At 54.5% G+C, this 26,522-nt stretch carries 29 protein-coding genes and 1 pseudogene; 25 read left to right on the top strand and 5 right to left on the bottom strand.

The features are described from left to right. Positions 1-78: 78 nt before the first annotated feature. From ACZAHD_RS04630 to ACZAHD_RS04595, 8 genes are all read left to right on the top strand, one after another. A complete protein-coding gene (locus ACZAHD_RS04630; protein ID WP_004859576.1) occupies positions 79-1,125 on the top strand; it encodes a PhoH family protein in 1,047 nt (348 codons plus the stop codon). Beyond that, entirely contained in the window at positions 1,122-1,589 is a 468-nt protein-coding gene (gene ybeY / locus ACZAHD_RS04625) for an rRNA maturation RNase YbeY (protein ID WP_462455735.1), read from the top strand. Before ACZAHD_RS04630 ends, ybeY begins: the two co-directional genes overlap by 4 nt. 101 nt (positions 1,590-1,690) lie before the next feature. After that, on the top strand, positions 1,691-2,569 hold the full coding sequence (gene corC / locus ACZAHD_RS04620) for a CNNM family magnesium/cobalt transport protein CorC (RefSeq protein ID WP_462455734.1): 879 nt from the start codon (positions 1,691-1,693) through the stop codon (positions 2,567-2,569). A gap of 22 nt (positions 2,570-2,591) precedes the next feature. Next, a complete protein-coding gene (gene lnt, locus ACZAHD_RS04615; RefSeq protein WP_462455733.1) occupies positions 2,592-4,130 on the top strand; it encodes an apolipoprotein N-acyltransferase in 1,539 nt (512 codons plus the stop codon). A 404-nt stretch (positions 4,131-4,534) separates the two neighbouring features. Then, on the top strand, positions 4,535-5,443 hold the full coding sequence (locus ACZAHD_RS04610; protein WP_462455732.1) for a glutamate/aspartate ABC transporter substrate-binding protein: 909 nt from the start codon (positions 4,535-4,537) through the stop codon (positions 5,441-5,443). Positions 5,444-5,606: 163 nt separating this feature from the next. Then, complete coding sequence (locus ACZAHD_RS04605) at positions 5,607-6,347, top strand: amino acid ABC transporter permease (RefSeq protein WP_462455731.1); 741 nt, start codon at positions 5,607-5,609, stop codon at positions 6,345-6,347. A 2-nt stretch (positions 6,348-6,349) separates the two neighbouring features. Next, the gene (gltK, locus tag ACZAHD_RS04600; RefSeq protein ID WP_004859564.1) at positions 6,350-7,024 is read left to right on the top strand and encodes a glutamate/aspartate ABC transporter permease GltK; all 675 of its coding nucleotides are present in this window, start codon (positions 6,350-6,352) and stop codon (positions 7,022-7,024) included. Next, positions 7,024-7,749, top strand: a complete 726-nt coding sequence (locus ACZAHD_RS04595; RefSeq protein WP_462455730.1) for an amino acid ABC transporter ATP-binding protein — start codon at positions 7,024-7,026, stop codon at positions 7,747-7,749. The genes gltK and ACZAHD_RS04595 overlap by 1 nt, the downstream gene beginning before the upstream one ends. Before the next feature lie 69 nt (positions 7,750-7,818). On the opposite strand, the gene ACZAHD_RS04590 is transcribed toward ACZAHD_RS04595, so the two are convergent. Next, entirely contained in the window at positions 7,819-8,301 is a 483-nt protein-coding gene (locus ACZAHD_RS04590) for a zinc ribbon-containing protein (RefSeq protein WP_462455752.1), read from the bottom strand. A gap of 224 nt (positions 8,302-8,525) precedes the next feature. Here ACZAHD_RS04590 and leuS point away from each other — a divergent pair, with 224 nt between their 5' ends. From leuS to lipA, 16 genes are all read left to right on the top strand, one after another. Further along, positions 8,526-11,108 (top strand): leucine--tRNA ligase, encoded by a 2,583-nt coding sequence (leuS, locus tag ACZAHD_RS04585; protein WP_462455729.1) that lies wholly within the window; start codon positions 8,526-8,528, stop codon positions 11,106-11,108. A 14-nt stretch (positions 11,109-11,122) separates the two neighbouring features. Further along, the gene (lptE, locus tag ACZAHD_RS04580; protein WP_462455728.1) at positions 11,123-11,713 is read left to right on the top strand and encodes an LPS assembly lipoprotein LptE; all 591 of its coding nucleotides are present in this window, start codon (positions 11,123-11,125) and stop codon (positions 11,711-11,713) included. Next, complete coding sequence (holA, locus tag ACZAHD_RS04575; protein ID WP_462455727.1) at positions 11,713-12,744, top strand: DNA polymerase III subunit delta; 1,032 nt, start codon at positions 11,713-11,715, stop codon at positions 12,742-12,744. The genes lptE and holA overlap by 1 nt, the downstream gene beginning before the upstream one ends. After that, complete coding sequence (gene nadD, locus ACZAHD_RS04570) at positions 12,737-13,387, top strand: nicotinate-nucleotide adenylyltransferase (RefSeq protein ID WP_462455726.1); 651 nt, start codon at positions 12,737-12,739, stop codon at positions 13,385-13,387. Before holA ends, nadD begins: the two co-directional genes overlap by 8 nt. A 102-nt stretch (positions 13,388-13,489) precedes the next feature. After that, a complete protein-coding gene (locus tag ACZAHD_RS04565; protein ID WP_462455725.1) occupies positions 13,490-14,119 on the top strand; it encodes an adenosylcobalamin/alpha-ribazole phosphatase in 630 nt (209 codons plus the stop codon). Continuing rightward, positions 14,106-14,351: a hypothetical protein gene (locus ACZAHD_RS04560; protein ID WP_462455724.1), complete on the top strand. Its 246-nt coding sequence runs from the start codon at positions 14,106-14,108 to the stop codon at positions 14,349-14,351. The genes ACZAHD_RS04565 and ACZAHD_RS04560 overlap by 14 nt, the downstream gene beginning before the upstream one ends. Further along, positions 14,341-14,658: a ribosome silencing factor gene (rsfS, locus tag ACZAHD_RS04555; protein ID WP_123755943.1), complete on the top strand. Its 318-nt coding sequence runs from the start codon at positions 14,341-14,343 to the stop codon at positions 14,656-14,658. The genes ACZAHD_RS04560 and rsfS overlap by 11 nt, the downstream gene beginning before the upstream one ends. Before the next feature lie 3 nt (positions 14,659-14,661). Next, positions 14,662-15,129, top strand: coding sequence for a 23S rRNA (pseudouridine(1915)-N(3))-methyltransferase RlmH (gene rlmH, locus ACZAHD_RS04550; RefSeq protein WP_100685912.1), 468 nt, complete (start codon positions 14,662-14,664; stop codon positions 15,127-15,129). A gap of 27 nt (positions 15,130-15,156) precedes the next feature. Next, the gene (gene mrdA / locus ACZAHD_RS04545) at positions 15,157-17,058 is read left to right on the top strand and encodes a peptidoglycan DD-transpeptidase MrdA (protein ID WP_462455723.1); all 1,902 of its coding nucleotides are present in this window, start codon (positions 15,157-15,159) and stop codon (positions 17,056-17,058) included. Continuing rightward, positions 17,058-18,170 (top strand): peptidoglycan glycosyltransferase MrdB, encoded by a 1,113-nt coding sequence (gene mrdB, locus ACZAHD_RS04540; RefSeq protein WP_462455722.1) that lies wholly within the window; start codon positions 17,058-17,060, stop codon positions 18,168-18,170. The genes mrdA and mrdB overlap by 1 nt, the downstream gene beginning before the upstream one ends. 10 nt (positions 18,171-18,180) lie before the next feature. Continuing rightward, on the top strand, positions 18,181-19,302 hold the full coding sequence (gene rlpA / locus ACZAHD_RS04535; RefSeq protein ID WP_462455721.1) for an endolytic peptidoglycan transglycosylase RlpA: 1,122 nt from the start codon (positions 18,181-18,183) through the stop codon (positions 19,300-19,302). A 143-nt stretch (positions 19,303-19,445) separates the two neighbouring features. After that, a complete protein-coding gene (dacA, locus tag ACZAHD_RS04530; protein WP_462455720.1) occupies positions 19,446-20,645 on the top strand; it encodes a D-alanyl-D-alanine carboxypeptidase DacA in 1,200 nt (399 codons plus the stop codon). 114 nt (positions 20,646-20,759) lie between these two features. Beyond that, positions 20,760-21,023 (top strand): DUF493 family protein YbeD, encoded by a 264-nt coding sequence (ybeD, locus tag ACZAHD_RS04525; protein WP_004859527.1) that lies wholly within the window; start codon positions 20,760-20,762, stop codon positions 21,021-21,023. Positions 21,024-21,121: 98 nt separating this feature from the next. Beyond that, on the top strand, positions 21,122-21,766 hold the full coding sequence (gene lipB, locus ACZAHD_RS04520) for a lipoyl(octanoyl) transferase LipB (RefSeq protein ID WP_462455719.1): 645 nt from the start codon (positions 21,122-21,124) through the stop codon (positions 21,764-21,766). A gap of 142 nt (positions 21,767-21,908) precedes the next feature. Continuing rightward, entirely contained in the window at positions 21,909-22,868 is a 960-nt protein-coding gene (locus ACZAHD_RS04515; protein WP_462455718.1) for a YbeF family transcriptional regulator, read from the top strand. Between the two features lie 179 nt (positions 22,869-23,047). After that, a complete protein-coding gene (gene lipA, locus ACZAHD_RS04510; RefSeq protein ID WP_462455717.1) occupies positions 23,048-24,013 on the top strand; it encodes a lipoyl synthase in 966 nt (321 codons plus the stop codon). Between the two features lie 226 nt (positions 24,014-24,239). Here the strand turns inward: lipA and tatE are convergent, their stop codons facing one another. After that, positions 24,240-24,446: a twin-arginine translocase subunit TatE gene (tatE, locus tag ACZAHD_RS04505; RefSeq protein WP_004859519.1), complete on the bottom strand. Its 207-nt coding sequence runs from the start codon at positions 24,444-24,446 to the stop codon at positions 24,240-24,242. Positions 24,447-24,573: 127 nt separating this feature from the next. After that, positions 24,574-25,362 (bottom strand): deaminated glutathione amidase, encoded by a 789-nt coding sequence (locus ACZAHD_RS04500; protein WP_462455716.1) that lies wholly within the window; start codon positions 25,360-25,362, stop codon positions 24,574-24,576. A gap of 90 nt (positions 25,363-25,452) precedes the next feature. Here ACZAHD_RS04500 and crcB point away from each other — a divergent pair, with 90 nt between their 5' ends. Next, positions 25,453-25,836: a fluoride efflux transporter CrcB gene (gene crcB / locus ACZAHD_RS04495; RefSeq protein WP_462455715.1), complete on the top strand. Its 384-nt coding sequence runs from the start codon at positions 25,453-25,455 to the stop codon at positions 25,834-25,836. A gap of 57 nt (positions 25,837-25,893) precedes the next feature. Here crcB and cspE read toward each other — a convergent pair whose 3' ends face one another. Together cspE and ACZAHD_RS04485 are read right to left on the bottom strand one after the other, a co-directional pair. Further along, positions 25,894-26,103 (bottom strand): transcription antiterminator/RNA stability regulator CspE, encoded by a 210-nt coding sequence (gene cspE, locus ACZAHD_RS04490; RefSeq protein WP_004859511.1) that lies wholly within the window; start codon positions 26,101-26,103, stop codon positions 25,894-25,896. A 195-nt stretch (positions 26,104-26,298) separates the two neighbouring features. Continuing rightward, positions 26,299-26,522 (bottom strand): annotated as a pseudogene (locus ACZAHD_RS04485) (lipid IV(A) palmitoyltransferase PagP); the annotation flags it as partial.

Here is a 26,522-nt window from a genome sequence, read left to right as displayed (position 1 = left end):
CATATTCCCATGACGTGAATAATTTCCTTACTGGCCGGAAACGTTCGCTATCCGGCAAAACGCGTAAAGAGGAACAGTTTGAACATAGAAACCCGTGAAATTACCCTGGAGCCAGCGGATAACGCACGCCTGCTGGGGCTGTGTGGCCCGTTTGACGACAACATCAAACAGCTGGAACGTCGATTAGGCATCGAAATTAATCGCCGTGACAATCACTTTAAACTGACCGGGCGCATGATATGCGTGAACGCGGCGGCCGATATCCTGCGCAGCCTGTACGTCGATACTGCGCCGATGCGCGGACAGATTCAGGATATTGAACCGGAACAGATTCATCTGGCCATTAAAGAGGCGCGAGTACTGGAACAAAGCGCCGAGAGCGTGCCGGAGTACGGCAAAGCCGTCAATATCAAGACCAGGCGTGGCGTGATTAAGCCGCGTACGCCAAACCAGGCGCAGTACATCGCCAATATCCTCGATCATGATATTACCTTTGGCGTCGGCCCTGCCGGGACCGGGAAAACCTACCTTGCGGTTGCCGCTGCGGTTGACGCGCTCGAACGCCAGGACGTACGCCGTATTCTGCTCACCCGTCCTGCCGTCGAAGCCGGGGAAAAGCTCGGCTTCCTGCCCGGTGACCTGAGCCAGAAAGTCGATCCGTACCTACGTCCGCTGTACGATGCGCTGTTCGAAATGCTCGGCTTTGAGAAGGTCGAGAAACTGATTGAGCGCAACGTTATCGAAGTCGCGCCGCTGGCCTATATGCGTGGCCGAACGCTGAACGACGCGTTTATTATTCTCGATGAAAGCCAAAACACCACCATCGAACAGATGAAAATGTTCCTGACCCGTATCGGTTTTAACTCAAAAGCGGTAATCACCGGCGACGTCACTCAAATAGACCTGCCGCGCAGCACCAAGTCCGGCCTGCGCCACGCTATTGAGGTGCTGGCGGAAGTCGATGAAATCAGCTTCAATTTCTTCCATAGCGAAGATGTAGTACGCCACCCGGTAGTTGCCCGCATCGTGAATGCTTATGAAGCGTGGGAAGAAGCTGACCAGAAACGTAAAGCAGAACTGGCCGCTGAGCGCAAACGCGAAGCCCAGGAACAGGAGCAGAAATGAGTCAGGTTATTCTCGATTTACAGCTGGCTTGCGAAGATAACGCGGGGTTGCCGGATGAAACTCAGTTTCAACGCTGGGTGGACGCCGTCATTCCTCAGTTCCAGGAGGAGTCAGAAGTGACCGTGCGCCTGGTAGACGAAGCCGAAAGCCATGAGCTGAATCTGACCTATCGCGGCAAGGATAAGCCGACAAACGTACTGTCGTTTCCGTTTGAAGCTCCGCCGGGTATTGAACTGCCGCTGCTCGGCGATCTGATCATCTGCCGTCAGGTCGTTGAACAGGAAGCCAAAGAGCAAGACAAACCGCTGGAGGCGCACTGGGCGCATATGGTGATTCACGGCAGTCTGCATCTGCTGGGCTATGACCATATCATTGATGAAGAAGCGGAAGAGATGGAAGGCCTCGAAACAGAGATAATGCTTGCTCTGGGCTATGAGGATCCGTACATTGCCGAGAAGGAATAAGCCTGCCTCCGGTTTACCGGCGATGGGCCCCCATGCCGTCCGGCGCTGAACACACGCGCGACGAGCGACAAATTAACTGACATGAGAACCCACACGACGCCATGAGCGACGACAATTCACACAGTAGTGACACAGTAAACAGCAAAAAGGGATTCTTCTCCCTGTTACTCAGCCAGCTTTTTCACGGAGAACCGAAAAACCGTGACGAACTGCTGGAGCTGATCCGTGATTCCGGGCAAAACGACCTTATCGATGAAGATACGCGCGATATGCTCGAAGGGGTCATGGACATCGCCGACCAGCGCGTCCGCGATATCATGATCCCCCGCTCGCAGATGATTACCCTGAAACGCAACCAGCCTCTGGACGAATGCCTCGATGTGATCATCGAGTCCGCCCACTCGCGTTTCCCGGTCATCAGCGAAGATAAAGATCACATTGAAGGGATTCTGATGGCCAAGGACCTGCTGCCATTTATGCGCAGCGACTCCGAAGCATTCAGCATGGAAAAAGTGTTACGCCCGGCGGTTGTCGTGCCTGAAAGTAAGCGGGTCGACCGCATGCTGAAAGAGTTCCGCTCCCAGCGTTACCATATGGCTATCGTGATCGATGAGTTCGGTGGCGTCTCCGGTCTGGTGACCATTGAAGACATTCTTGAGCTTATCGTCGGCGAGATCGAAGACGAATACGATGAAGAAGAAGATATCGATTTTCGTCAGCTGAGCCGCCACACCTGGACGGTGCGCGCCCTGGCCTCTATTGAAGATTTCAACAAAGCCTATGGCACTCACTTCAGCGATGAAGAGGTCGATACCATTGGCGGGCTGGTGATGCAGGCCTTTGGTCATCTGCCGGCGCGCGGAGAGTCTATTGACATCGATGGTTACCAATTCAAAGTCGCCATGGCCGATAGCCGACGTATCATCCAGGTACATGTCAAACTTCCTGACGATGCGCCGCAGCCGAAGCTGGAAGATTAATTACACGGGACGATCAACCTAAATGGTATTTGCCTCTCTCATCGAACGCCAGCGCGTACGTCTGCTGCTGGCGCTATTATTCGGAGCCAGCGGAACGCTGGCTTTTTCTCCTTATGACATCTGGCCTGCGGCAATTGTTTCGTTAATTGGCCTGCAGGGGCTGACCCTCAACCGACGTCCGCTGCAAAGCGCCTGGATCGGCTTTTTCTGGGGGCTGGGGCTGTTCGGTTCCGGCATCCACTGGGTCTATGTCAGCATCGCCCAGTTCGGCGGCATGCCCGGCCCGGTCAACGTGTCCCTCGTGGTACTGCTGGCGGCATATATGTCGCTGTACACCGGATTGTTCGCTGGCATCCTGTCGCGCCTGTGGCCCAAAACCCACTGGATACGCGTCGCGGTCGCCGCGCCGGTCGTCTGGCAAATCACCGAATTCCTGCGCGGCTGGGTTCTAACCGGCTTCCCCTGGCTGCAGTTTGGCTACAGCCAGATTGACGGCCCGCTGAAAGGGTTAGCGCCCGTGATGGGCGTTGAAGCCATTAACTTCCTGTTGATGGTGGTCAGCGGCCTGCTGGTGCTTGCGCTCATTCAACGTAGCTGGAAACCGCTGATTGCTGCCATCGTACTGTTCGCTCTGCCCTTCCCGCTGCGTTATATCCAGTGGTATCAGTTGCTGCCTGAGCGAGCAACTCAGGTATCTTTGGTACAGGGTAATATTCCCCAGGCGCTGAAATGGAATGAAAACCAGCTGGTGAATACGCTGAAAATCTATCTGGATTTGACGCAGCCGCATATGGGCTCATCCCAGTTGATCGTCTGGCCAGAATCAGCGATCCCGGATCTGGAAATCAACCAGCAGAATTTCCTGAGTATGATGGACGACCTGTTGCGCGCGAAAGACAGTTCGTTGATTACCGGTATTGTCGACGCCCGGCTTAACAAACAGAACCGTTACGATACCTACAACACCATCATTACGCTGGGCAAAGATAACCCTTACAGCTACGATTCCACTGATCGCTACAATAAGAATCACCTGGTGCCGTTCGGGGAATTCGTGCCACTGGAGTCTATTCTGCGCCCGCTGGCGCCATTCTTCGATTTACCGATGTCCTCTTTCAGCCGCGGTCCGTACGTGCAGCCGCAGCTGGTGGCACATAACATGAAGCTCACGGCGGCTATCTGCTACGAGATTATTCTCGGCGAACAGGTACGGGATAACTTCCGCCCGGATACCGACTACCTGCTGACCATCTCCAACGATGCGTGGTTTGGGAAGTCCATCGGTCCGTGGCAGCACTTCCAGATGGCGCGCATGCGCGCCCTCGAGCTGGCGCGTCCGCTGCTGCGCAGCACCAATAACGGTATTACCGCCGTCATTGGCCCGCGCGGGGAAATTCAGGATATGCTCCCGCAGTTCACCCGCGCAGTGCTGACCACTAAAGTCACTCCGACTTCTGGCCTGACTCCGTACGCCCGTACCGGTAACTGGCCGCTGTGGGCGCTGACCGCGCTGTTGGGTTTTGGCGCTCTGGTCATGAGCCTGCGCCAACGTCGTCGCTAGTCGTTACTGCCTGCGGATCGTATTGTCGATCCGCGCCCCCCGGCCGGTAACCATCGCCGGGGCCGCCTTTTTCTTCTTCAGACCTCTTGCTACTCGCCAACCTGGCACGACCATTGCTTAATATACTCATGTCACCGCAACATTCATTGCTGGTATAACCCGGTTGCACCAGCATCACTCACCTAAGGCACTAACCTGGTGCAAGGGACGATTTTTGCCTTTAAATGGTGCGGAGTACTTCGCAAAAATAAACAAAAAAGCAGCAAAATCTTTACATTAAGCCAAACTAAATGCTAACAAACACATACAAATGCTGCACGTTAGTATTGCAGCCATAATAACGCACACACACCTTCACAATGGGTATCAAAAGCGTCAGTGACGCTACGGATAAGGAGTTGGATATGCAATTACGTAAACTGGCCACAGCAATGCTGGTTATCGGTATGACCGCCAGTCTGGCGCATGCGGAAGATGCTGCCCCGGCAGCAGGCAGCACGCTGGACAAAATCGCTAAAAACGGCGTTATCGTTGTCGGCCACCGTGAATCCTCCGTACCGTTCTCTTACTATGACAATCAACAAAAAGTGGTCGGTTACTCTCAGGACTACTCCAACGCTATCGTTGACGCCATCAAGAAGCAGCTGAATAAGCCTGACCTGCAGGTAAAACTGGTTCCGGTAACCTCGCAAAACCGTATTCCGCTGCTGCAGAACGGCACGTATGACTTCGAGTGCGGCTCCACGACCAATAACCTTGAACGTCAGAAACAAGCCGCCTTCTCCGATACCATTTTTGTCGTGGGTACCCGCCTGCTGGTGAAAAAAGGCGGTGCAATTAAAGATTTCCCGGACCTGAAAGACAAAGCGGTTGTCGTCACCTCCGGTACCACCTCCGAAGTTCTGCTGCATAAGCTGAATGACGAGAAGAAAATGAACATGCGCATTATCAGCGCGAAAGACCACGGTGACTCCTTCCGTACTCTGGAAAGCGGCCGGGCGGTGGCCTTTATGATGGACGATGCGCTGCTGGCCGGCGAACGCGCGAAAGCGAAGAAACCGGATAACTGGGAGATCGTCGGCACGCCCCAGTCGAAAGAAGCCTACGGCTGCATGCTGCGCAAAGATGATCCGCAGTTTAAAAAGCTGATTGATGATACCGTGGCCAATGCCCAGACCTCCGGCGAAGCGGAAAAGTGGTTTGATACATGGTTCAAAAAACCGATTCCGCCGAAAAATCTGAATATGAACTTCGAACTCTCCGACGACATGAAGACGCTGTTCAAGACCCCTAACGACAAAGCTCTGAACTAATTAAAAAAACAAGGGGCAGGAGATCCTGCCCTCCCGATTGTTGTAACAGCACGGACAGACTATACGGCGGCTGGTCGTTCCCCAGCCGCCGCGAATACCGAAACAGGCTGCACAACGATCTTCGAGGGTAGCTATGCTACCCTTTTTTTTCCAGGAGTCATTTATGTCAATAGACTGGAACTGGGGAATCTTCCTGCAACAGGCCCCGTTCGGCAATACCACCTATCTGGGTTGGCTCTGGAGCGGCTTTCAGGTCACCATCGCCCTATCGATTAGCGCCTGGATTATCGCTTTTTTCGTCGGCTCGCTGTTCGGCATTTTACGCACTGCCCCCAACCGCTGGTTATCCAGTATCGGAACCTGCTACGTCGAACTGTTCCGTAATGTCCCGCTGATCGTTCAGTTCTTCACCTGGTACCTGGTCGTGCCGGAGCTCCTGCCGGAAAACATCGGCATGTGGTTTAAATCTGAGCTCGATCCGAATATTCAGTTCTTTCTCTCTTCGATGATATGTCTGGGGCTGTTTACCGCCGCTCGCGTATGCGAACAGGTGCGCGCCGCCATTCAGTCACTGCCGCGCGGACAGAAAAACGCCGGGCTGGCCATGGGCCTGACGCTGCCGCAAACCTATCGTTACGTTCTGCTACCCAACGCCTATCGGGTAATTGTGCCGCCGATGACCTCTGAGATGATGAACCTGGTGAAAAACTCGGCCATCGCCTCCACCATCGGGCTGGCGGATATGGCGGCACAGGCAGGCAAGCTGCTGGATTACTCGGCCCACGCCTGGGAATCCTTTACCGCGATTACCCTCGCCTACGTGTTTATTAATGCGGTGATTATGCTGGTGATGTATGTGGTTGAACGCAAGGTCCGCCTGCCGGGCAATATGGGAGGCAAATAATCATGTACGATTTTGACTGGAGCTCTATCGTTCCATCGATGCCCTATTTGTTGGCCGGGTTGGTTATCACCCTGAAAATCACCGTGACCGCCATCATTTTCGGTATCGTCTGGGGCACTCTGCTGGCGGTTATGCGCCTGTCAAGTTTCCTGCCGCTGGCATGGTTTGCGAAGACCTATGTCAACGTGTTCCGCTCGATCCCGCTGGTGATGGTCCTGCTGTGGTTTTATCTGATTGTTCCCGGCTTCCTGCAGAACGTCCTTGGCCTGTCACCGAAGAGCGATATCCGGTTGATCTCCGCGATGGTGGCCTTCTCGATGTTTGAAGCGGCGTACTATTCGGAAATTATCCGCGCGGGTATCCAGAGTATCTCTCGCGGCCAGTCGAGCGCCGCGCTGGCGCTGGGGATGACCCAGTGGCAATCCATGAAGCTGATTATTCTGCCGCAGGCGTTTCGCGCCATGGTGCCGCTGCTGCTCACCCAGGGGATCGTTCTGTTCCAGGATACGTCTCTGGTTTACGTTCTGAGCCTGGCCGACTTCTTCCGTACCGCCTCCACCATCGGCGAGCGCGACGGAACCCAGGTCGAGATGATCCTGTTCGCAGGCGCCGTTTATTTTGTCATTAGTCTCAGCGCATCGCTGTTGGTCAGCTGGTTGAAGAAAAGGACTGTGTAATGATTACCCTGAAAAACGTTTCAAAATGGTATGGTCACTTTCAGGTGCTGACCGATTGCTCCACGGAAGTGAAAAAAGGTGAAGTGGTGGTGGTGTGCGGACCTTCCGGCTCGGGCAAATCGACACTGATTAAAACCGTCAACGGCCTGGAGCCTATTCAACAGGGCGAGATCACCGTCGATGGTACCCGGGTCAACGATAAAAAAACCAACCTTGCCAAACTGCGCTCCCGCGTTGGGATGGTGTTCCAGCACTTTGAACTATTTCCACATCTGTCGATTATCGATAACCTGACGCTGGCGCAGGTAAAAGTGCTTAACCGCGACAAAGCCGTTTCCCGGGCAAAAGGCCTGAAGCTGCTGGAACGCGTGGGACTCTCCACCCACGCCGATAAATATCCGGCCCAGCTCTCCGGCGGCCAACAGCAGCGCGTGGCTATCGCCCGTGCGCTCTGTATGGATCCGATTGCTATGCTGTTTGACGAGCCGACTTCCGCGCTGGATCCGGAAATGATCAACGAAGTGCTGGATGTCATGGTCGAACTGGCCAACGAAGGCATGACGATGATGGTGGTGACGCACGAAATGGGCTTTGCCCGTAAGGTGGCCAACCGGGTGATCTTTATGGATGAAGGGAAAATTATCGAAGATTCTGACAAAGAAGAATTTTTTGCCAATCCGCAATCCGAACGCGCTAAAGACTTCCTCGCCAAAATCCTGCATTAATTTGTTGCTTTGCAGGCGCGCATCAGCAGGTGCGCGCCTGGTTTCATTCAGCCACGTCAGCGCGACATATCAAGGCTCAAAAGGACGACGCTGGAACTGGTCATGGCCGCATTTCGGGCAACGCGGCAGAATATCCGGGGTATAAACCGCCAGGTGATAATGGCAGTGTTCACATACCAGGTTTCCCAGCCCCACCACTTCGCCACTGTGGTAAACCCCGTGGTGGTTAAGATCCTGGAACACTTCGCGCCATTCCAACTGGGTTTTATCGGTAATATCCGCCAGCTCCTGCCACAGGCTCTCCTTGATCACCCGCATAAACACGCTGTCCGTCAGTTCATCCTGGCTCTCTTCATAGCTGAGGGCAAACTCTTCCAGATCGCGCCTGACCGCCTTGGTCAGCGTTTCAGCTTCGCGATGCGTTAACTCACCAGACTGGCTAATTTTCACCCGCGCCTGTTCCACCAGCGCGTCAATATCGCGTTCTCCTTTGCGTAGCCGTTCACTGAGCGTCGACACCAGTTCACGGTAGAATTGAGCAACCTTGTTCATCATTTCGCCTCCGGTGTGGTTAACTTATTCTAATAATAGACGTTATTTGCCGTCTGCTTTGCCAGTTAGCCCACAGAGTTGCGAAATAGTCTCCGCCGCTTTTGCCGATGTTAATGTGCGAAAGGCTGTTTTGACGTGGGCGTTTGGGCTATGCTATGCCGATCTGATAACACATCCATTGGCTACATTTTGTAGCTGTATTGAAAACAGGACCACTGGCTGCCATGCAAGAGCAATACCGCCCGGAAGAGATAGAATCGAAAGTCCAGCTTCACTGGGACGATCATCGTACATTTGAAGTAACTGAAGACGAGAGCAAAGAGAAGTATTACTGCTTGTCGATGCTTCCTTATCCTTCTGGTCGACTACACATGGGTCACGTGCGTAACTATACCATCGGTGACGTGATTGCCCGCTACCAGCGCATGCTGGGCAAAAACGTTCTGCAGCCGATCGGCTGGGATGCGTTTGGTCTGCCGGCGGAAGGTGCCGCGGTAAAAAACAACACCGCGCCAGCCCCGTGGACCTACGACAATATTGCCTACATGAAAAACCAGCTGAAAAAGCTGGGCTTTGGCTATGACTGGAGTCGTGAATTGGCGACCTGCACCCCGGAATACTACCGCTGGGAGCAAAAATTCTTCACCGAGCTGTATAAAAAAGGCCTAGTGTACAAAAAAACGTCTGCGGTGAACTGGTGCCCGAACGACCAGACGGTTCTCGCCAACGAACAGGTTATCGACGGCTGCTGCTGGCGCTGCGATACCAAAGTTGAGCGTAAAGAGATCCCGCAGTGGTTTATCAAAATCACCGCCTACGCGGACGAGCTGCTCAATGATCTGGATAAGCTGGATCACTGGCCTGATACCGTTAAGACCATGCAGCGCAACTGGATCGGTCGTTCCGAAGGGGTAGAAATCTCCTTCAACGTTAACGAGTATGCCGACAAGCTGACCGTCTACACCACCCGCCCGGACACCTTCATGGGCTGCACCTACCTGGCCGTTGCCGCGGGTCACCCGCTGGCGCAGCAGGCGGCAGAGAACAACGCGCAACTGGCTGCGTTTATCGACGAATGCCGCAACACCAAAGTCGCCGAAGCAGAAATGGCGACGATGGAGAAAAAAGGCGTTGATACCGGCTTCAAAGCGATTCACCCGCTGACCGGCGAAGAAATTCCGGTCTGGGCGGCCAACTTTGTGCTGATGGAATACGGCACCGGCGCCGTCATGGCCGTTCCGGGTCACGATCAGCGCGACTACGAATTTGCCAGCAAATATAGTCTGAACATTAAGCCAGTTATTCTGGCGGCAGACGGCTCAGCACCAGATCTGTCCGAACAGGCACTGACTGAAAAAGGCGTGCTGTTCAACTCCGGCGAATTCGACGGCCTGGACCACGAAGCAGGCTTCAACGCTATCGCCGACAAACTGGCGTCAATGGGCGTTGGCGAACGTAAAATTAACTACCGCCTTCGCGACTGGGGCGTGTCCCGTCAGCGTTACTGGGGCGCGCCGATTCCAATGATCACCCTGGAAGACGGTACCGTGATGCCGACGCCGGAAGATCAACTGCCGGTGATTCTGCCGGAAGATGTGGTCATGGACGGCATTACCAGCCCCATCAAGGCCGATCCGCAGTGGGCAAAAACCACCGTTAACGGTCAGTCTGCGCTGCGTGAAACCGACACCTTCGATACCTTTATGGAGTCCTCCTGGTACTACGCGCGCTATACCTGCCCGCAGTACAATGACGGAATGCTGGATCCGAACGCCGCCAACTACTGGCTACCGGTCGATATTTACATCGGCGGGATCGAACATGCGATCATGCACCTGCTGTACTTCCGCTTCTTCCATAAGCTGATGCGCGATGCGGGTATGGTGAACTCCGATGAGCCGGCGAAACAGCTGCTGTGCCAGGGGATGGTACTGGCTGACGCCTTCTATTACGTTGGCGAAAACGGCGAGCGCAACTGGGTTTCTCCGGTTGATGCCACCGTGGAGCGCGATGAAAAAGGCCGAATCGTAAAAGCCTACGATCCGCAGGGTCGCGAGCTGGTGTATACCGGCATGAGCAAAATGTCCAAGTCGAAGAACAACGGCATCGACCCGCAGGTGATGGTTGAGCGCTACGGCGCGGATACCGTTCGTCTGTTCATGATGTTCGCCTCTCCGGCAGATATGACTCTGGAATGGCAGGAGTCCGGCGTTGAAGGGGCGAACCGCTTCCTGAAACGTGTCTGGAAACTGGTTTATGAGCACACGACTCAGGGCCCGGTTGCCGCACTGGACGTTACCAACCTGAGCGAAGATCAGCAGGCGCTGCGTCGCGATGTCCACAAAACGATCGCCAAAGTGACCGATGATATCGGCCGTCGTCAGACCTTCAACACCGCAATCGCCGCGATCATGGAGCTGATGAACAAACTGGCGAAAGCACCGCAGGAAAGCGCACAGGATCGCGCGCTGATGCGTGAAGCTCTGCTGGCGGTTGTGCGCATGCTCAATCCGTTTACCCCGCACGCCAGCTTCACGCTGTGGCAGGAGCTGGGCGGTGAAGGCGATCTCGACAATGCGCCTTGGCCGGTCGCCGATGAAAGCGCCATGGTTGAAAATACCACCCTGGTTGTTGTTCAGGTCAATGGTAAAGTCCGTGGCAAAATTACCGTTCCTGTCGATGCAAGCGAAGAACAGGTTCGTGAACGTGCGGGCCAGGAACATCTGGTCGCGAAGTATCTCGACGGTGTAACCGTACGTAAAGTGATTTACGTCCCGGGTAAACTGCTCAACCTGGTCGTTGGCTAAGCGCAGGAGGAAGCGTGCGATATCTGGCAACATTGTTGTTATCTCTGGCGGTGCTGGTCACCGCCGGATGTGGCTGGCATCTGCGGAGTACCACTCAGGTACCCACCGCGATGAAAACCATGATCCTTCAGTCGAGCGATCCGAATGGTCCGTTAAGTCGTTCGGTGCGTAATCAACTGCGTCTGAATGGCGTCGAGATTGTCGACGGCAGCACGCTGCGCAAGGATATTCCTTCCCTGCGTCTCGATACTTCGTCCATTCAGAAAGACACGGCCTCCATTTTCCAGGATGGTCGTACGGCTGAATATCAGATGGTGCTGACGGTGCAGGCAAGTGTGCTAATCCCGGGTCATGATATCTATCCGATCTCGACGAAAGTCTACCGTTCGTTCTTCGATAACCCGCAGGCGGCGTTAGCGAAAGACGCAGAGCAGGATATGATCATCCAGGAGATGTACGACAAAGCCGCTGAACAGCTGATTCGTAAGCTGCCAAGCGTCCACGTTGCGGATGTCGAAGCCACGAAAGGGGAAGAGAAGACGGTCACGCCGCCTCCCGCTTCCACAACCTCTGGCAACCGCGTCTCCACCACGCTGAGTAACTGATGATTCGGCTGTACCCAGAACAACTCCGCGCGCAGCTCACTGAAGGGCTGCGCGCGGCCTATTTATTACTCGGCAGCGATCCGTTGCTGCTGCAGGAAAGCCAGGACGCGATTCGCGAAGCCGCTGCTACCCAGGGCTTTACCGAACACCATACCGCGACCATCGACGCCAGCACCGACTGGCCCACCCTCTTCTCCCTCAGCCAGGCCATGAGCCTGTTCGCCAGCCGTCAGACACTGCTTCTGGTCCTGCCGGAAAATGGCCCTAACGCGGCGATTAATGAACAGCTTGCCACCCTGGTCAGCATGCTCCATGACGACCTGCTGTTAATCGTGCGCGGGAATAAGCTCAGCAAAACGCAGGAAAATGCCGCGTGGGTTAGCGCGCTGGCCAGTCGCGCGGTTCAGGTGAGCTGTCAGACGCCGGAATATGCACAGCTGCCGCGATGGCTGGCGGCGCGGGCAAAACAACACCATTTGCATCTTGATGACGCTGCCAGTCAGTTGCTGTGCTACTGCTATGAAGGCAACCTGCTGGCGCTGGCGCAGGCGCTGGAGCGGCTCTCTCTGCTGTGGCCGGATGGCAAGCTGACACTGCCGCGCGTCGAGCAGGCGGTGAACGACGCCGCCCACTTCACTCCCTATCACTGGGTGGATGCGCTGCTGGCGGGCAAAAGCAAGCGGGTGCTGCATATTCTGCAGCAGCTACGCCTGGAAGGAAGCGAACCGGCTATTCTGCTGCGCACGCTCCAGCGCGAGCTGCTGCTGCTGGTTAATCTGAAACGCCAGTCAACCCATACGCCGCTACGTACGCTCTTCGATAAGCATCGGGTGTGGCAGAACCGTCGTCCGCTGTTAAGCGATGCACTCACGCGCCTCAACGCGGACCAGTTGCGCCAGGCCGTCACTCTGCTGACCCGGGCGGAGCTCACCTTTAAGCAGGATTACGGCAGCGCCATCTGGCCGGAATTAGAGAGCCTTTCTTTGTTGCTCTGCCATAAAGCCTTGGCAGACGTGTTTATTGATGGTTGATATGACTCAGTTGCAGGCAATGTACGGCGGCACCTTTGATCCGGTGCACTACGGGCATCTCAAACCGGTTGAGATTCTGGCGAATCAGATTGGCCTTGAGAAAGTCATTATCGTCCCAAACAATGTTCCACCACACCGCCCACAGCCTGAAGCCACCAGCGCCCAACGTAAACAGATGCTGGCGCTGGCCATTGCCGATAAGCCGTTATTCGTGCTTGATGAACGCGAACTTCAGCGCCAGACACCCTCCTGGTCGGCACAAACGCTGGAAGAGTGGCGACAGGAGCAAGGGCCAGACCGGCCGCTGGCGTTCATTATTGGCCAGGACTCTCTGCTCACCTTCCCGACCTGGCACAATTACAGCTCGATTCTCGATAATGTGCATCTCATCGTTTGCCGCCGCCCGGGCTATCCGCTGGTGATGCCGCGGGAAGAGGATCAGCAGTGGCTGGACAAACATTTAACGTACGACGCAGAACAGCTACACAGCCGTCCCGCCGGGGTTATCTATCTGGCGGAAACTCCGTGGTTTGACATTTCGGCAACGCTTATCCGCCAGCGCCTTGAACGCGGTGAATCCTGCGCTGACATGCTACCGGCCGCGGTACTGACTTATATCCATGAGCAAAAGCTCTACTGTTAATTGGCCGTTACCCCGGCGTTCGTGACGCCGGGTGCACTCGCAGAGCGCCGATTCGCTTATACTCTCCCTCATCCCTTTACGATGCCAGAAGGCGTATAGTCAGTGAAGTTATGGTTAGTTCGACATGGTGAAACTGAGGCCAATGTTGCCGGCCTTTACAGCGGGCACGCCCCTACCCCGTTAACCGGGCGCGGCATGATGCAGGCGCAAACGCTCGGTCAGCTGCTGCAGGCGGTACCGTTCGATCGCGTGCTCTGCAGCGAGCTGGAACGCACCCATATCACCGCCGACCTGATGCTCGGCACACGAAATATCCCCCGGCAGATCGTCCCCGGGCTCAATGAGATGTTTTTTGGTGACTGGGAATTGCGCCATCATCGGGACTTACGCCTCGAAGACGCCGAAAACTATGCCGCCTGGTGCGCGGACTGGCAGCATGCGGCGCCGACTAACGGCGAAAACTTTCAGCATTTCGCCCACCGCATCCGCTCCTTTGCGGAGAACCTGACCCGTTCCCCGCAGCCAGACCATCTGCTGATCGTCGGCCATAAAGGTGGACTGAGCCTGCTCATCGCACTGTTGCTAAAGCTGCCGGCTGAGGCCATGTGGCATTTTCCGGTTACCCATGGCGCATGGAGCGAACTCGAACTGCACGCTGATTTTGCCACCCTACGGGTATTAAATAGCCAGGCGCGCTGGCAGAAGGCAGAAGAATTCCGTGCAGACCATTGACAGGTCAGAGCAGGCTGTTATTCTCCGCAGCCTGAACGCATCAGCCAAACGAAGTTTCCAGAAATTGTTTTACAAAAATGGCGATGCAATCACGGGCGATGGATGGGATGATAGCCGCCGCTATCGCTTGCTGACCGACATTTATCCCGACTTTTCGACGAGTTCAGGTATACTGTCAGGCTGTTTATTATTATCAATCTTCATTCACCCAGGGGGAACTCTTGCAGGGTAAAGCACTCCAGGATTTTGTTATCGACAAAATTGATGACCTGAAAGGTCAGGACATCGTTGCCATTGACGTTCATGGCAAATCCAGCATTACAGATTGCATGATTATTTGCACCGGCACCTCCACGCGCCATGTCATGTCCATCGCCGACCACGTAGTACAAGAGTCTCGCGCCGCAGGAATGCTGCCGCTGGGCGTTGAAGGTGAAAGCGCCGCCGACTGGATTGTTGTCGACCTTGGCGACGTCATGGTTCACGTTATGCAAGAAGAGAGCCGTCATCTGTACGAGCTGGAAAAACTCTGGAGTTAATGCGTGAAGCTGCAACTGGTGGCCGTTGGCACCAAGATGCCGGACTGGGTTCAGACCGGCTTTAGTGAATATTTGCGCCGTTTTCCAAAAGATATGCCGTTCGAGCTGCTGGAAATTCCTGCCGGTAAACGCGGTAAAAATGCCGACATCAAGCGCATCCTCGAAAAAGAAGGGGAAATGATGCTGGCGGCCGCAGGCAAAAATCGCATTGTGACCCTGGATATTCCGGGAAAACCGTGGGATACGCCGCAGCTGGCGCGAGAACTGGAGCGCTGGAAACAGGATGGCCGCGACGTCAGCCTGCTTATCGGCGGTCCCGAGGGGCTCTCTCCGGCTTGTAAAGCAGCAGCGGAACAGAGTTGGTCGCTCTCCACCCTCACGTTGCCTCACCCGCTGGTACGCGTACTGGTTGCTGAGAGCCTGTATCGTGCGTGGAGCATTACCACCAACCACCCTTACCACCGTGAATAATGATGACCAGGGTAGACTAAGCAGCGAATGAAATTACAGAATTCTTTCCGCGACTATACGGCTGAATCCTCGCTGTTCGTGCGCCGGGCGCTGGTCGCTTTTTTGGGGATTTTGCTGCTTACCGGCATACTGGTTGCCAATCTTTATAACGTGCAGATTGTTCGCTACACCGACTATCAAACGCGCTCCAACGAAAACCGGATTAAGCTGGTCCCTATTCCGCCCAGTCGCGGCATTATCTATGACCGCAACGGTACGCCGCTGGCGCTGAACCGCACCATCTACCAGCTGGAGATGATGCCGGAAAAAGTCGATAACGTGCAGCAAACGCTGGATGCGTTACGCGACGTTATCGATCTGACCGATGATGACATTGCCAACTTCAAGAAAGAACGTTCGCGTTCCCATCGCTTCACCTCGATTCCCGTCAAGGTCAATCTGAGCGAAGTCCAGGTGGCCCGTTTTGCGGTTAACCAGTACCGCTTTCCCGGTGTCGAAGTGAAAGGCTATAAACGCCGCTACTACCCCTATAATTCTGCGCTGACCCACGTTATCGGCTACGTCTCAAAAATTAACGATAAAGACGTCGATCGCCTGGATAAAGAGGGCAAACTGGCCAACTATGCGTCTACCCATGACATTGGCAAGCTGGGCATCGAGCGCTATTACGAAGACGTACTGCACGGTCAGACCGGCTATGAAGAGGTCGAAGTCAATAACCGTGGCCGCGTCATTCGCCAGCTCAAAGAGGTGCCGCCGCAGGCCGGGCGCGATATCTATTTAACCCTCGATCTCAAGCTACAGCAGTACATTGAGACCCTGCTCGCCGGCAGTCGCGCTGCCGTGGTCGTCACCGACCCGCGTACCGGCAGCATCCTCGCGCTGGTCTCCACGCCGAGCTATGACCCAAACCTGTTTGTGGACGGCATTTCCAGTAAAGACTACTCCACCCTGCTAAACGACCCAAATACTCCGCTGGTCAACCGCGCGACCCAGGGGGTCTACCCGCCGGCATCGACGGTGAAGCCTTATGTCGCGGTATCGGCCCTCAGCGCGAACGTCATCACCCGCAATACCAGCCTGTTCGACCCAGGCTGGTGGCAGTTGCCGGGTTCTGACAAGCGTTACCGCGACTGGAAAAAATGGGGGCACGGACACCTGAACGTGACCAAAGCGCTCGAAGAGTCTGCCGACACCTTCTTCTATCAGGTCGCCTATGATATGGGGATCGACCGCCTCTCTGAGTGGATGAGCAAATTCGGTTACGGCCACTATACCGGTATCGATCTGTCAGAGGAGCGCTCCGGAAACATGCCAACCCGCGAATGGAAGCTGAAGCGCTTTAAGAAACCCTGGTATCAGGGGGACACCATCCCGGTCGGGATAGGCCAGGGCTACTGGACCGCAACGCCGATTCAGATGAACAAGGCGCTGATGATCCTGATAAACGACGGTGTGGTGAAAGTGCCGCATCTGCTGCAAAGCACCGTCGAAGATGGTAAGCAGGTTCCCTGGGTTCAGCCGCACGAACCCCCGGTCGGCGATATTCACTCCGGCTTCTGGGAAATTGCCAAAGACGGGATGTTCGGCGTAGCCAACCGTGGCAACGGTACCGCACATAAATACTTCGCCAGCGCGCCATATAAAATTGCGGCGAAATCAGGTACAGCCCAGGTATTTGGTCTGAAAGCCAATGAAACCTATAACGCGCACCGCATCGCGGAACGTCTGCGTGACCATAAACTCATGACAGCGTTTGCCCCTTATAACAATCCCCAGGTTGCTGTTGCCATCATTCTTGAAAACGGCGGTGCTGGCCCGGCGGTCGGCACGATTATGCGCCAGATTCTCGACCACATAATGCTGGGTGATAACAACACAAACCTGCCGAGTGAAAACCCTGCGGTAACGGCGGTGGAGGATCAATAATGACCGATAATCCGAACAAAAAATCGCTATGGGATAAAATCCATCTCGATCCGACCATGGTGCTGATTCTGCTGGCGCTGTTGACCTACAGCGCGCTGGTTATCTGGAGCGCCAGCGGCCAGGACATGGGGATGATGGAGCGCAAAATAGGCCAGATCGCCATGGGTGTGGTGATCATGATCGTAATGGCGCAAATTCCGCCACGCGTGTATGAAGGTTGGGCGCCCTATCTCTATATCTTCTGTATTATTTTGCTGGTCGCGGTTGATGCTTTCGGCGCGATTTCTAAAGGCGCCCAGCGTTGGCTGGATCTTGGTGTCGTGCGCTTTCAGCCGTCGGAAATTGCTAAAATCGCCGTCCCGCTGATGGTTGCGCGCTTTATCAACCGTGACGTTTGTCCACCCTCCCTGAAGAATACCGCCATTGCGCTGGTGCTGATTTTCCTGCCAACTCTGCTGGTTGCCGCCCAGCCTGACCTCGGGACATCCATTCTGGTTGCCTTGTCTGGCCTGTTCGTTCTGTTCCTTTCCGGGCTGAGCTGGCGTCTGATTGGCGTGGCTGTGGTCCTGGTTGCGGCGTTTATTCCGATTTTATGGTTCTTCCTGATGCATGATTATCAGCGTCAGCGCGTCATGATGTTGCTTGACCCGGAGACCGATCCGCTGGGTGCTGGTTATCATATTATCCAGTCGAAAATCGCCATTGGCTCCGGCGGCTTACGCGGCAAAGGCTGGCTGCACGGCACCCAGTCACAGCTTGAATTCCTGCCGGAACGCCATACCGACTTTATCTTTGCGGTCCTTGCCGAAGAACTCGGTCTGATTGGCGTGCTGATTCTGCTGGCGCTCTATATTCTGTTGATTATGCGCGGGCTGTGGATCGCCGCCCAGGCACAAACCACCTTTGGTCGCGTTATGGCCGGTGGTTTAATGTTGATTTTATTCGTTTATGTCTTCGTAAATATTGGTATGGTGAGTGGTATTTTACCAGTGGTGGGGGTACCGTTGCCGCTGGTCAGCTACGGGGGCTCAGCCCTGATCGTATTGATGGCCGGGTTTGGTATCGTGATGTCGATCCACACCCACAGAAAAATGTTGTCGAAAAGCGTTTAAGGGGTTCGCGATGCGTAAGCAATGGCTGGGAATCTGCATAGCAGCGGGGCTGCTGGCGGCATGTTCGGGTGAAGACGTTCAACAGAAGACGGTCAGCACTCCGCAGCCGGCCGTCTGTAATGGCCCAAGCGTGGAAATCAGCGGCGCCGATCCGCATTATGAGACGCCAAATGCCGCGGCGAATCAGGATTATGAGCGCGATGGTAAAAGCTATAAAATCATCCAGGATCCGTCTAACTTTACTCAGACCGGTCTGGCAGCCATTTATGACGCGGAACCCAACAGCAACCTGACGGCATCCGGCGAAGCCTTCGACCCAACGCAGCTTACCGCAGCGCACCCGACGCTGCCGATCCCAAGTTACGTACGCGTGACTAACCTGGCAAACGGTCGGATGATCGTCGTGCGTATTAACGATCGCGGGCCGTATGGCAACGATCGCGTCATCTCGCTCTCACGTGCTTCCGCCGATCGTCTGAACACGTCCAATAACACCAAAGTGCGTATCGATCCGATCATCGTCGCACCGGACGGTTCGCTTTCCGGCCCGGGTATGGCCTGTACGACCGTCGCCAAACAAACCTATGCGCTACCTGCCCGTCCGGATCTTGACGGCGGCGCCGCTATTTCCAGCGAAGCGCCCCCGCAAACTGACGTTCGCCCGATCAGCAATGACACGCTGAAACCAGAAGACAGCGTTGGCGCTCCGGTGAAAAGCAGCGGCTTCCTCGGCGCGCCTACACCGCTGAATAGCGGCGTACTGGAAAGCAGCGAGCCTGCAGTCCAGACGGCCACCCAAAGCGCACCGGTTACCGCGCCTGGTTCTGTGCAAGGTAGCGTCACGCCGGCAGTACCAGCTGCTGCTGCAGCGACCACGGCCGTCGCCGCTTCTACGGCAAGCGCCAGCGGCGATTTTGTCGTTCAGGTCGGCGCCGTCAGCGATCGGACCCGCGCGCAGCAATATCAGCAGCGTCTGAGCCAACAGTTTTCCGTGCCTGGTCGCGTCGAGCAGAACGGTGCAGTATGGCGCATTCAGCTGGGGCCGTTCGCCAGCAAATCGCAGGCCAGTACGCTACAACAGCGCCTGCAAAACGAAGCTCAGCTGCAGTCATTTATTACTCACGCCAACTAAACAGGCAGGACCGTTGTTCGTACAGTGATGCGCATGAAAAAGTCATTAACAAAGTCATGCGCAATGTCGGATGCCGGTCCACGGAGCATTTGTTATAGTAGGGCACTTTTTTTAACTCCATCACGGATGCCGTTGTTCTGACCATGAAGACCTCTTTCACCGCACGTTTACTCGTTACGGCCCTCTCCGTTGCAGCGCTCTCTTCCGCTGCCCACGCCGATGACCTGAATCTCAAAACCATGATCCCAGGCGCGCCACAGATTGACGCCGAATCCTGGATTCTTATTGATTACAATTCGGGCAAAGTGCTGGCGGAGAATAACGCCGATTCCCGCCGCGACCCGGCGAGTCTGACCAAAATGATGACCAGCTATGTCATCGGTCAGGCCATGAAAGCGGGTAAGTTTAAAGAAACCGACCTGGTGACGGTAGGTAACGATGCGTGGGCAACCGGTAACCCGGTATTTAAAGGCTCTTCACTGATGTTCCTGAAGCCGGGCATGCAGGTTCCGGTTTCTCAACTGATCCGCGGCATCAACCTGCAGTCAGGTAACGATGCCTGCGTCGCCATGGCCGACTACGTCGCCGGTAGCCAGGATGCCTTCGTCAGCCTGATGAACAACTACGTCAATGCGCTGGGCCTGAAAAACAGCCACTTCCAGACCGTTCACGGCCTGGATGCCGACGGACAATACAGCTCTGCGCGCGATATGGCGTTGATTGGCCAGGCGCTGATCCGCGACGTACCGAACGAATACACCATCTATAAAGAAAAAGAGTTCACCTTTAACGGCATTCGTCAACTGAACCGTAACGGTCTACTGTGGGATAACAGCCTGAACGTCGACGGGATTAAAACCGGGCATACCGACAAAGCGGGCTATAACCTCGTCGCCTCGGCGACTGAAGGCCAGATGCGTCTGATCTCCGCCGTCATGGGCGGCCGTACCTTCAAAGGTCGCGAATCCGAAAGCAAAAAGCTGCTGACCTGGGGCTTCCGCTTCTTCGAAACCGTTAATCCGCTGAAAGCCGGGAAAGAGTTCTCTTCCGAACCCGCCTGGTTTGGCGACAGCGATCGCGCTTCGCTGGGGGTCGATAAAGACGTTTATCTGACTATCCCTCGTGGTCGCATGAAAGATCTGAAAGCCAGCTATGTGTTGAACAATACCGAACTGCACGCACCGCTGCAGAAAAACCAGGTTGTCGGCACCATTAACTTCCAGCTCGACGGTAAAACAATCGATCAACGCCCGCTGGTGGTCCTGCAAGAAATTCCTGAAGGCAATTTCTTCGGAAAAATGATTGATTACATCAAGTTAATGTTCCATCACTGGTTTGGTTAAAAATCGAACGCTTGAAAGTGTGATTTACATCCCCATATACTAATCATCAAAGTAACCTGATAACTCCCACACTTCGTGGGAGTTATTCTTTTTTGTCGTAACACCGGAGCTGACATGAAAACCAAACTTAACGAACTGCTTGAATTCCCTACTCCATTTACTTACAAAGTAATGGGGCAGGCGTTGCCTGAGCTGGTTGATCAGGTGGTGGAAGTGGTACAGCGCCATGCGCCAGGTGATTACTCTCCACAGGTAAAACCGAGCAGCAAAGGGAACTACCACTCGGTTTCTATCACCATCAACGCGACCCATATCGAGCAGGTCGAAACCCTGTACGAAGAGTTGGGCAATATCGACATCGTCCGGATGGTGCTGTAACCCATCCACAGACCCGGTCCTGCACCGGGTCATCCCTCCCCGCTATGCTGTGATATACTCCCCCCTCAAGTCACTTCTCTCTCTGCGGAGACGTTGTTTTGCAGCATAACAAAATCCTTATTCGTCAACTTGGCCTGCAACCTTACGAACCGGTCTCGCAGGCGATGCATGAATTTACCGACACTCGCGACGACGCCACGCTGGATGAAATCTGGCTGGTCGAACACCCCCCGGTCTTTACTCAGGGTCAGGCGGGGAAAGCCGAACACCTGCTGGTTCCGGGCGATATTCCGGTCATTCAAAGCGATCGCGGCGGCCAGGTCACCTACCACGGACCAGGGCAGCAGGTGATGTACGTTCTGCTGAACCTCAAGCGTCGAAAACTGGGCGTGCGCGAACTGGTTACTCTGTTGGAACAGACCGTGGTCAATACGCTGGCAGAATACGCGATTGAATCGCATCCTCGCGCCGATGCCCCCGGCGTCTACGTCGGCGAGCAAAAAATCTGTTCGCTGGGTTTGCGTATCCGGAAAGGCTGTTCGTTTCACGGGCTTGCGCTGAATATTGCGATGGACCTGTCGCCATTCCTGCGGATTAACCCCTGCGGCTATGCCGGAATGGAGATGGCGCAAATGCGCCAGTGGCAACCGGATATTCAACCGCAGATGGTGGCGCCTCATCTGGTTGCCAACCTGCTGGCCCTACTCGGCAACCCGCCTCACGAGATGATTGCCGCCACTTAACCCCGTCTGCTCGCGTCACTGTCATGGGGCGCGACATCCGCATTATCGATATTTAAGCCATTATATTTGCAATTAAACGTCACGCACAGCGCCTCTGCTGGCCGCTATACTTGCGCTATCTCCGATAACAAGGAAGCGCTGAGTGGAAAATAACACGCCGTCATCAGAGTCGCCGACACCGTGGGAACCGCACCGCGACCGCCAGGCCTTCCGTATTCTACGTCATGTGGATCTGAACCTGCTGACCGTTTTTGAAGCGGTGTATGTCCACAAGGGCATTGTGAATGCCGCTAAAGTGCTGAACATTACGCCATCGGCGATCAGCCAGTCGCTTAACAAACTGCGTGCTTTGTTCCCCGATCCGCTGTTTACCCGTAAAGGCCAGGGCGTGACGCCTACGCCGTACGCGACCCATCTTCACCAGTACATCAGTCAGGGAATGGAATCCTTCCTCAGCGCCCTTGACCTGGCCGGCGGGTCAGTTAAGCAACGCGCCATCACCATCGCGACCTCCCCCTTTATCGGGGCTCTGGTCATCCCCGCGATTGCGCACGCGCTCAAGCCGTGTTTTCCCCAGATCCTGTTACACAACATCACCATTACCGATGCCAGCAGCCAGTTGAATCAACGTCAGGTCGATTTTCTGATCGACAGTGATACCTACAATAGCCAGACCATCGTGCGTCACCTGCTGTTTGAAGATCGGCTGGTGATGTATTGCCGCGAGGGACATCCGGCGCTGCAAATGCCGTTAACCGAAGAGAATCTCCGCCAATATGAGTTTGCTCTGATGCTGCCGCAGGGCCAGCGCTATCCGACAATATACCGGCAGTTGCAGGGGCGCCCAGGGGAGCGCCGCTGTGGCTTCAGCAGCGACAACCTTTTTGCCCAGGCTGCGCTGGTTAGCCAAAGCGATATGATAGGGCTGATGCCGGAGCAGATGTTTTCTCTGCTGGCACGCACGTGGCCGCTGGCAAAACTCGACTACGCTCAATTACCAGAAGAACGCATTGAGATTTCACTGCACTACAACCGACTGAGCGCGCAGGAACCGTTGCTGAATCAGGTCATCGAGGTGATTCGCCAATCGTTTAAACAATAAAGCACGTGAGGATAAGCATAAAACAACAACTATTTTACAATTTGCCGAACAGGTAGGCTGCTTTCTGTCCCATATCAATGGTATACTGCCTGTCCTTAATTCAAAAATAGTTGATAAATACAACATTTCCTTGAATTGATTCGCTTTCCTTCGTGACTCGCAACTGGAACACGCACGCTATGAGTAAACCCATTGTGATGGAACGCGGTGTTAAGTACCGCGACGCCGATAAAATGGCCCTTATCCCGGTGAAAAACGTGGCAACTGAGCGTGAAGCTCTGCTCAGAAAACCGGAATGGATGAAAATCAAACTTCCGGCTGACTCGTCCCGTATCCAGGGAATCAAAGCAGCGATGCGTAAGAACGGTCTGCACTCCGTGTGCGAAGAAGCTTCTTGCCCAAACCTTGCGGAATGCTTCAACCACGGAACGGCCACCTTTATGATCCTCGGCGCGATTTGTACCCGCCGCTGCCCATTTTGTGACGTTGCGCACGGCCGTCCGGTAGCTCCGGATGCCAACGAAGCGCAGAAACTCGCGCAAACTATCGCCGATATGGGTTTGCGCTATGTCGTAGTGACCTCCGTTGACCGCGACGATCTTCGCGACGGCGGCGCTCAGCACTTTGCCGATTGCATCAGCGCTATTCGTGAGAAAAACCCGACGATTAAGATTGAGACCCTGGTCCCTGATTTCCGTGGCCGTATGGATCGCGCGCTGGATATCCTCACAGTGACTCCGCCGGATGTGTTTAACCACAACCTGGAAAACGTGCCGCGTCTGTATCGTCAGGTTCGCCCCGGTGCCGACTACAACTGGTCGCTGAAGCTACTGGAGCGTTTTAAAGAAGCGCATCCGGAGATCCCGACTAAATCAGGTTTGATGGTCGGCCTCGGCGAGACCAACGAAGAGATCATCGAAGTTATGCGCGACCTGCGTCGCCATGGCGTGACCATGCTCACCCTGGGCCAGTATCTACAGCCGAGCCGTCATCACCTGCCGGTTCAGCGCTACGTCAGCCCGGACGAGTTTGAAGAGATGAAAGCCGAAGCGATGGCGATGGGCTTCACCCACGCCGCCTGCGGTCCGTTCGTTCGTTCGTCCTATCATGCCGACCTGCAAGCCAAAGGGATGGAAGTGAAGTAAATTTCACTGCCCTGCAATCGCCGCGTGAGCTCTTTCGCGCGGCGGTCCGTTTTTATCCTCCCCGCCTGACGTTTCTCTGCCCCTGGTAACAACTGGTTGCATTTTTTATGCATCTTGACGAACAGGCAATAAAAAGAGGCCGCAACGCTTATCGTTGCAGCCTCTTCAACGTTCAGACTCTCGCCTGTCGGTTACGCCCTCCCGTTGTCGGGGAAAGCGCCTTTAATTACTCTTTATGAGAGAGCTTCTGTGCCGGAGCGTCTTCTTCCGCACTGGTTTTCTTCGCGCTATCGTCATCGTCGTTCATGGCTTTCTTAAAGCCTTTGATAGCTGAACCCAGGTCTCCACCCAGCGTACGTAATTTTTTGGTACCAAACACTAAAATAATCAGTGCTGCGACAACCAGCAGTTTGGTAATACTAATCTCACCCATAGATAACCTTCTTCTCTAAAACAAGCTGCGAATACGCCATCATACACGCGAATAATTAACGGCTATTTGACGCGCGGACACAATAGCAATCTGTAACAAGGTGAATCAAGCCTTGTTTAAAAAAACATCACAATAATTGCGGTGGCGCAAAGCGGCGGTTCTTCAATACCGGCAAACGCTCGCGAACCTGGCGCAGCGACGCTGTTGATATATCGGCAGTAATCATTTGCGGCCCGTCCCCCGCGCCCGCCATTGTCGTTCCCATCGGGTCGATAATGCGGCTCTGACCAATATTGCGGGTTCCGCATTCCCCGGCTGCAACAACATAGCAGGTCGTATCCAGAGCCCTGGCCGCCAGTAGCGTACTCCAGTGATACTCCTTCATCGGCCCTCTAACCCACGCGGTGGGCAAAACCAGCACTTCAGCACCGTTAAGCGCCAGCGTTAACGCCAGTTCGGGAAAGCGTAAATCGTAACAGGTCATCAGACCAACGCGTACCCCATCGACATCAATCAGCGGCGGAATCTGTTGCCCAGCATCGACAAGACGCGATTCCTGCATCGCAAACGCGTCATACAAATGGAGCTTCTGATATTGGGCAATCACCTCACCCTGGCGTATCGCCACCAGGGTATTTGTCGCTCGCCCCTCACCAGAAGGCACATGCAACGTCAGCACCGTAGTTAAACCATGATTGCAGCTTTCATCACGCAACAGCTGCAAAAAACCACCATCAATCTCCTGCGCCGACTTTACCGAAAGATCGGGATCGCTGTCGTCGCGCGCCAGCAATGCTTCCGGTAATACCAGCAATGATACACCCTGCCCGGCCGCCAGATTCATCATCGCGACGCAGGTCCGCGCATTGACTCGCCAGTCCGGCGTTACAGCAAATTGTCCCGCAGCAACCCGCATTCTCTTCTCCCGTCAGGTATTTCGTAGCCAGTGACGCATTTTACGCGCTACACTCAACCCCCTGTATTAACCAAATAGCAGGGAATGAGAGTGTCACAACTACTTTTAGCCGTTTTTGTTGGTGGTGGTACCGGCAGCGTATTGCGCTGGTGGCTTGGTATGAGGTTCAATCCAATGCATCATGCTATTCCCATCGGCACACTCGCGGCAAACCTGCTGGGCGCGTTTATCATTGGTGCCGGGCTGGCATGGTTTAATCGCCTGACAAACATTGACCCAATGTGGAAACTGCTGCTCACTACCGGATTTTGCGGCGGGCTGACGACATTTTCAACCTTCTCATCGGAGGTCGTTTTCCTGCTGCAACAGGGTCGTTTCAGCTGGGCACTGCTGAACATTTTGGCCAATCTGTTAGGCTCATTCGCCATGACGGCAATGGCATTCTGGCTCTTTTCCCACGCGGCCAGTCGCTAATGGCAGGCAAAAAAAAACCCGCGTTTAGCGGGTTTTTATATTCTACTGACGTAATGCTTAGATAGCGTTTACGTTTGCAGCAGAAGGGCCTTTGGCACCGTTAGTGATTTCGAACTCTACACGCTGACCTTCAGCCAGAGTTTTGAAACCGTTGGACTGGATTGCAGAGAAATGTACGAATACATCTTTGCTGCCATCTTCCGGAGTAATGAAACCGAATCCTTTGGATTCATTAAACCACTTAACGTTACCTTTAATCTTAGACATCAAAATTACCTTTATATGAAAAAACGACACTGATACTGTGTCGAGCACCAGTACATCAATTGTGATGCCTTTTGTCCAGTCTAACTTTGTTAAAAAGTGACAAATATCGCTATCTTTTTTAGGAGGTCACACCTTAGTTGTTGTTTTTTCACAGGACAAACGACTTAGCTCTTTTATTGCTAAGTTATGCCAGTTCTAAAACTGAAAACGTGCCCAGGCAAAGTAGACGTTACCGTTATTGTAGGTCCCAGGGATATAGGTCATCTGGAAGGTTGCAGGACCATAACCAATGGATGCCAGTGGCAAAATGACCGGAATGGGAATGTAATTCCAGTTATCTCGCGCCGTCACGCCCAGTGTGTACCCCAGGCCAAGATGAAAATTGTCATCCGCTAACGGACGCCAGGTTTTCTCCCAGC

The organism is Raoultella sp. (assembly GCF_039594335.1).
Taxonomy (GTDB): Bacteria; Pseudomonadota; Gammaproteobacteria; order Enterobacterales; family Enterobacteriaceae; genus Klebsiella.
The sequence above is the reverse complement of the archived record's forward strand: the minus strand, read 5'-3'. Positions and strand labels throughout refer to the sequence as shown.

Excerpts from the sequence above, each read along its gene's own strand:
- ybeY (WP_462455735.1), top strand. The coding sequence starts at position 1,122 with ATGAGTCAGGTTATTCTCGATTTACAGCTGGCTTGCGAAGATAACGCG.
- corC (WP_462455734.1), top strand. The coding sequence starts at position 1,691 with ATGAGCGACGACAATTCACACAGTAGTGACACAGTAAACAGCAAAAAG.
- lnt (WP_462455733.1), top strand. The coding sequence starts at position 2,592 with ATGGTATTTGCCTCTCTCATCGAACGCCAGCGCGTACGTCTGCTGCTG.
- ACZAHD_RS04610 (WP_462455732.1), top strand. The coding sequence starts at position 4,535 with ATGCAATTACGTAAACTGGCCACAGCAATGCTGGTTATCGGTATGACC.
- ACZAHD_RS04605 (WP_462455731.1), top strand. The coding sequence starts at position 5,607 with ATGTCAATAGACTGGAACTGGGGAATCTTCCTGCAACAGGCCCCGTTC.
- gltK (WP_004859564.1), top strand. The coding sequence starts at position 6,350 with ATGTACGATTTTGACTGGAGCTCTATCGTTCCATCGATGCCCTATTTG.
- ACZAHD_RS04595 (WP_462455730.1), top strand. The coding sequence starts at position 7,024 with ATGATTACCCTGAAAAACGTTTCAAAATGGTATGGTCACTTTCAGGTG.
- ACZAHD_RS04590 (WP_462455752.1), bottom strand. The coding sequence starts at position 8,301 with ATGAACAAGGTTGCTCAATTCTACCGTGAACTGGTGTCGACGCTCAGT.
- leuS (WP_462455729.1), top strand. The coding sequence starts at position 8,526 with ATGCAAGAGCAATACCGCCCGGAAGAGATAGAATCGAAAGTCCAGCTT.
- holA (WP_462455727.1), top strand. The coding sequence starts at position 11,713 with ATGATTCGGCTGTACCCAGAACAACTCCGCGCGCAGCTCACTGAAGGG.
- nadD (WP_462455726.1), top strand. The coding sequence starts at position 12,737 with ATGGTTGATATGACTCAGTTGCAGGCAATGTACGGCGGCACCTTTGAT.
- mrdA (WP_462455723.1), top strand. The coding sequence starts at position 15,157 with ATGAAATTACAGAATTCTTTCCGCGACTATACGGCTGAATCCTCGCTG.
- mrdB (WP_462455722.1), top strand. The coding sequence starts at position 17,058 with ATGACCGATAATCCGAACAAAAAATCGCTATGGGATAAAATCCATCTC.
- rlpA (WP_462455721.1), top strand. The coding sequence starts at position 18,181 with ATGCGTAAGCAATGGCTGGGAATCTGCATAGCAGCGGGGCTGCTGGCG.
- dacA (WP_462455720.1), top strand. The coding sequence starts at position 19,446 with ATGAAGACCTCTTTCACCGCACGTTTACTCGTTACGGCCCTCTCCGTT.
- ybeD (WP_004859527.1), top strand. The coding sequence starts at position 20,760 with ATGAAAACCAAACTTAACGAACTGCTTGAATTCCCTACTCCATTTACT.
- lipA (WP_462455717.1), top strand. The coding sequence starts at position 23,048 with ATGAGTAAACCCATTGTGATGGAACGCGGTGTTAAGTACCGCGACGCC.
- tatE (WP_004859519.1), bottom strand. The coding sequence starts at position 24,446 with ATGGGTGAGATTAGTATTACCAAACTGCTGGTTGTCGCAGCACTGATT.
- ACZAHD_RS04500 (WP_462455716.1), bottom strand. The coding sequence starts at position 25,362 with ATGCGGGTTGCTGCGGGACAATTTGCTGTAACGCCGGACTGGCGAGTC.
- cspE (WP_004859511.1), bottom strand. The coding sequence starts at position 26,103 with ATGTCTAAGATTAAAGGTAACGTTAAGTGGTTTAATGAATCCAAAGGA.